Source organism: Microbacterium sp. NPDC078814 (assembly GCF_040702645.1).
In the GTDB taxonomy this organism is placed as follows: domain Bacteria; phylum Actinomycetota; class Actinomycetes; order Actinomycetales; family Microbacteriaceae; genus Microbacterium.
Genome location: NZ_JBFBLT010000024.1, coordinates 1 through 4,090, shown reverse-complemented (window position 1 = coordinate 4,090; position 4,090 = coordinate 1). Strand labels below are relative to the sequence as shown.

The window sequence follows — 4,090 nt, the reverse complement described above, 5'->3', positions numbered from 1 at the left end:
TGCAAGAACGAGTGGACGCCCTGTCGCTTCTCGTAACCGTTTCAAAGGAGAACCGTGATGAACACCCCGAATGACCCCGTGTTCCGTGCACTCGCCGACGGGCTACAGGCGCACACGATGTGGCGTATCGGTTTGGTGGACATGTGGGACGAGATCGAACGCACCATCCTCAAACGGCCCGTCCGATTCCTCACCGAACAACAGAGAGAAGCACTCCGATGAACGACTACACGCCGACCACAGCGGAGGTACGCAACGCATGGTGGCGCGACCAGTGCCCAGCGAATGACCTCGACTTCGACGACGTTTACAACGCCGCCTTCGATCGCTGGTTGGCTGCTCATGATGCCGAGGTGCGGGCTGGTGTCGTAGCCGAAGGACCACGCCTCGCACCTGGCACATACCCGTACCCCGGGAAGCGACATGATGATGACGGAATTGGACTGCTTGGTGGTGCGCCGAGATGGTGAAGCAGAAAGGTGCCGAAACATGATGACGGTCAGGTTTGCGGCGTTCACACTCGCCGCCCTCTGTCTCGGGTGTATCGCCGTCACCCCCAACAGCCCCGCAACCCTCTGGTTGACGGGGCTCTTCTTTACCTTCTTCGCCATCGTCTGCCTGACATGCCGCGAACCCAAAACCAGGAGACGACCATGAGCAAGAAACAGACGTGTCGTAGATGCGGCGAGACAGTCGAGACGATCGACAACATCCTTGGCTACTCGTTCTGGGGCATCGTTCAGAAGAAGGTCGAGACCACCGTACGACGATCCGTCCGCGTCGCAAGCACGACCATTCGACACGACGACCGAAACGCTATGCGATGCGACGAGGAAGACCCGCTGTGCGACCCCTGCTGGGGCCTTCTCGTCAGTTTCCTGCAAGGCCGAGAAGTGGTAGCCGTCAAGCATGAGCATCAGTGGAAGCCGATGCACAAGCATCCGCTTGACCGCTGCGGCCTCTGCTATCGGACGCGAATCACACAAACGGATTCCACGATCCGAGGCCGTGATGACTCTTGATGAGGCTATGGACCGGTTGGCGCAGGAACAGGCATACCTCAACCACGCCCAACACGGCAACAACCCCACAGCCATCGCACTCGCACAATCACACGTCCGCTACTGGGAATCCGTAGTGGCACAGAAACGACTCCAAGACGCCGGCGGATGGAAAGGACCACACCATGACTAGTCGTATTCGTGTTGCGCACACCGAATCCGGATGCTGGGGCGTCTACCGCGGCACCTACATGCTCACCATCTACCCACCCGACATGTGGGCCCACGCATACCGGGCCGCACGACAAGAAGCCGCCTACCAGAACCTCGGCATCACCGGAATCGAGATCAACCCATGACGCTCACGACGTACGCCGAGCTCGAACAAGGCACCGACGACTGGCTGGCTGCGAGATGCGGTCTACTCACCGCATCCACCATCGGCAAACTCATCACCCCCACCACGTTGAAGGTCGCGGACAACGAAACATCACGCGGCCTCACCCTCCAACTCGCCGCCGAACGCATCACCGGCCATGTTGAATTCGTGTACCCGACCGCGGACATGCAACGGGGCACGGACGACGAACCGTTCGCCCGTGACGCCTACGCCGAGCACTTCGCACCGGTCGAACAGGTCGGGTTCATGGTCCGCGACTTCGGGGGCTACAAGATCGGCTACTCACCGGATGGCATCGTCGGTGAAGACGGGCTCATTGAGATCAAGTCGCGGCGCCCCAAGGAGCACCTCAAGACCGTGTTGAAGGGGTTGCCGCCGCTCGAGAACATGGCCCAAATGCACGCGGGCATGCTCGTGTCTGGTCGCGAATGGTGCGACTACATCTCGTACAGCGCCGGCCTCCCACTCTGGGTCAAACGCGTCTATCCCGACACCCGCTGGGTCAACGCCATCACCACGGCCGCCGAGGCGTTCGAAATCAACGTCACCAACATCGTCAACAACTTCACCACCGCCACGAACGGTCTACCAGCGACCGAACGGCGGGCCAGCATCGAGGAGATCACATTCTCATGAATATCGGATGCAACATCTGCGGGCAGGCCCTGCCCGATGCAGAGCCCCACCTTTGTGCCCCGATGACTGCCACCGAGCACGAGTTTTGCGGCGTTCTTTGCCTGCTCAGCAAGAAGAAGGAGGAATCCGATGATCGTGATGGCTTCTGAGTTGGAGTTGTGCTTTGGGTGCCACGTTGTCCGCGAGAAGGGACGGCTGGTACTTCGGCACGTTGGCGCTGCAAAATGCAGCCGGAGGCGGGTGAAGTGGTGAGCGGCGACCTGGATTCCGCGTACCCGGCGGAGAAGATATCTGATCTGGTTGCGAAGACCGGCCGAATCGACGGCATGTGGAGCAAAGCGCAGATCGCCGCGCACGCCCTGACGCTGGCTATCGCCTTGAAGGCGGTGGCCACAGAACGAGATGAAGCAATCGAACACGCACACGCGATAGATGAGCTTTCGGGCATGGGCGTGTCTACGGGGCTAGCGGAGGCGGCCCGCTCCGCCCTGCGGTTGGCTCGGGAAGGAGGCGGTGATGGACGTCAGTAACGCAATCGTCGCGAAGTCAGATCAGCTCAACGCGATCGATCTCGTAGGCCGCGACGTCACCATCACCATCGTTGACGTCAAACCAGGGCCAGCAGATCAACCCGTACACATCATCACCGACACATACGGCACTGGTCGCCCGTGGAAGCCATCCAAGACCGCGCTCCGGGACATCGTGCAGGCGTGGGGGACCGACTCGACCGTGTGGGTTGGGCGACGCATCACGCTCTGGAATGACCCCGAAGTCCTCTGGGCAGGCCAACCAGTCGGTGGCATCAGGATTCGAGCCATGTCACACATCGACAAGGCGTTCGAAGCGAAACACGTCATCACCCGCGGTAAGACCAAGAAGGTGATGATCCAACCCCTCGCCGACACCCCCGTAGACCAGTCGGTTGTTGATGCTGCACACGCCGCCATCAACCAGGCAACCACCACCCACAAACTCGACGAGATCGCCGCACACGCAACACGCATCGGCATCCACGGTGAGGTGAAAGACGCCATCGACACTCGACGGGCAGAACTCGAGAAGTAAACACAATCAATACGAAACGAGGGCGCGCAACCGATCACGGATGCGCGCCCTCACTGCACCCCAGGAGACAAGCATGACGGTGCTCACATTCGACTGGCCCAGACCGCCACTCAACGCAAACCAACGCCTCCACTGGGCAGCCAAAGCCAAACTCACACGCACAGTTCGCGAGATCACCAAGATGACCGCACGCCGCGACAACCTCTACCCCAAGACACACATCACCGTGCAGCTCACATGGGTAGTCACAGACAAGAGGCGCCGCGACTCAGACAACATCTACCCCACCTTCAAAGCCATGTGCGACGGGCTCGTAGACGCCGGCATCGTCCCCGATGACACCCCCCAGTACATGGACAAACGCGCCCCAATCATCCGCCACGAACCCAGCGGTAAGGCGCGACTCGAACTCGAGGTGACCGTATGACTGCACCGAAGCCCATGACGAAGTGGCAGGCGAGTCTCCCCGAGATTCTGCCCCTCCACATCCGCCGGAACGTAACCCGCGGGCCTGGCGGTTGTTGGCTCTGGAACAGGAGCACGAGCCCCGATGGATACGGCTGGGCGTCGCTCAACAACGTAACCCACCAGGCGCACCGCTTGATCTACACCATCACCACTGGGGCGGTTGCCCCCGGGCTAGTCCTCGATCACCTCTGTCGAGTCCGACGATGCGTCAACCCGGCTCATCTGGAACCGGTCACTCCCGCAGAGAACCTGCGGCGTTCGGAGCTCACCGCTGCCGGCGCGAAGAAGTGCGTCAAGGGGCACGAACTCTCGAGCTATCACGGCCAACGTCGTTGCCTCGTGTGCAAACGCGAGTACGAACGATCGCGGCGTCGGGGGCTTGATTGGGAGTCGCGCCAACCATGGTCCAAAGCAAAGGCCGAAGCATGACGATTCGTGTGTATACGGAGGACAACCTGACCCCGGAACCGTGGATGCAAGACGCCGCATGCGCCACCACGAACCCGGACGCATGGTT

At 60.8% G+C, this 4,090-nt stretch carries 8 protein-coding genes; all 8 read left to right on the top strand.

Annotated features, from left to right (window positions below; all coding sequences use genetic code 11):
- Positions 1-57 precede the first annotated feature (57 nt).
- Entirely contained in the window at positions 58-222 is a 165-nt protein-coding gene (locus AB0300_RS18600; RefSeq protein WP_280567069.1) for a hypothetical protein, read from the top strand.
- A gap of 431 nt (positions 223-653) precedes the next feature.
- Positions 654-1,022, top strand: a complete 369-nt coding sequence (locus AB0300_RS18595; RefSeq protein ID WP_366216658.1) for a hypothetical protein — start codon at positions 654-656, stop codon at positions 1,020-1,022.
- Between the two features lie 164 nt (positions 1,023-1,186).
- Entirely contained in the window at positions 1,187-1,360 is a 174-nt protein-coding gene (locus AB0300_RS18590) for a hypothetical protein (protein WP_366216657.1), read from the top strand.
- Positions 1,357-2,037: a lambda exonuclease family protein gene (locus AB0300_RS18585; protein WP_366216656.1), complete on the top strand. Its 681-nt coding sequence runs from the start codon at positions 1,357-1,359 to the stop codon at positions 2,035-2,037. The genes AB0300_RS18590 and AB0300_RS18585 overlap by 4 nt, the downstream gene beginning before the upstream one ends.
- A 248-nt stretch (positions 2,038-2,285) precedes the next feature.
- Positions 2,286-2,567 (top strand): hypothetical protein, encoded by a 282-nt coding sequence (locus AB0300_RS18580; protein WP_366216655.1) that lies wholly within the window; start codon positions 2,286-2,288, stop codon positions 2,565-2,567.
- The gene (locus AB0300_RS18575; protein WP_366216654.1) at positions 2,554-3,105 is read left to right on the top strand and encodes a hypothetical protein; all 552 of its coding nucleotides are present in this window, start codon (positions 2,554-2,556) and stop codon (positions 3,103-3,105) included. Before AB0300_RS18580 ends, AB0300_RS18575 begins: the two co-directional genes overlap by 14 nt.
- A 73-nt stretch (positions 3,106-3,178) precedes the next feature.
- Complete coding sequence (locus tag AB0300_RS18570; RefSeq protein WP_366216653.1) at positions 3,179-3,532, top strand: hypothetical protein; 354 nt, start codon at positions 3,179-3,181, stop codon at positions 3,530-3,532.
- On the top strand, positions 3,529-4,002 hold the full coding sequence (locus AB0300_RS18565) for an HNH endonuclease signature motif containing protein (RefSeq protein WP_366216652.1): 474 nt from the start codon (positions 3,529-3,531) through the stop codon (positions 4,000-4,002). The genes AB0300_RS18570 and AB0300_RS18565 overlap by 4 nt, the downstream gene beginning before the upstream one ends.
- Positions 4,003-4,090 lie beyond the last annotated feature (88 nt).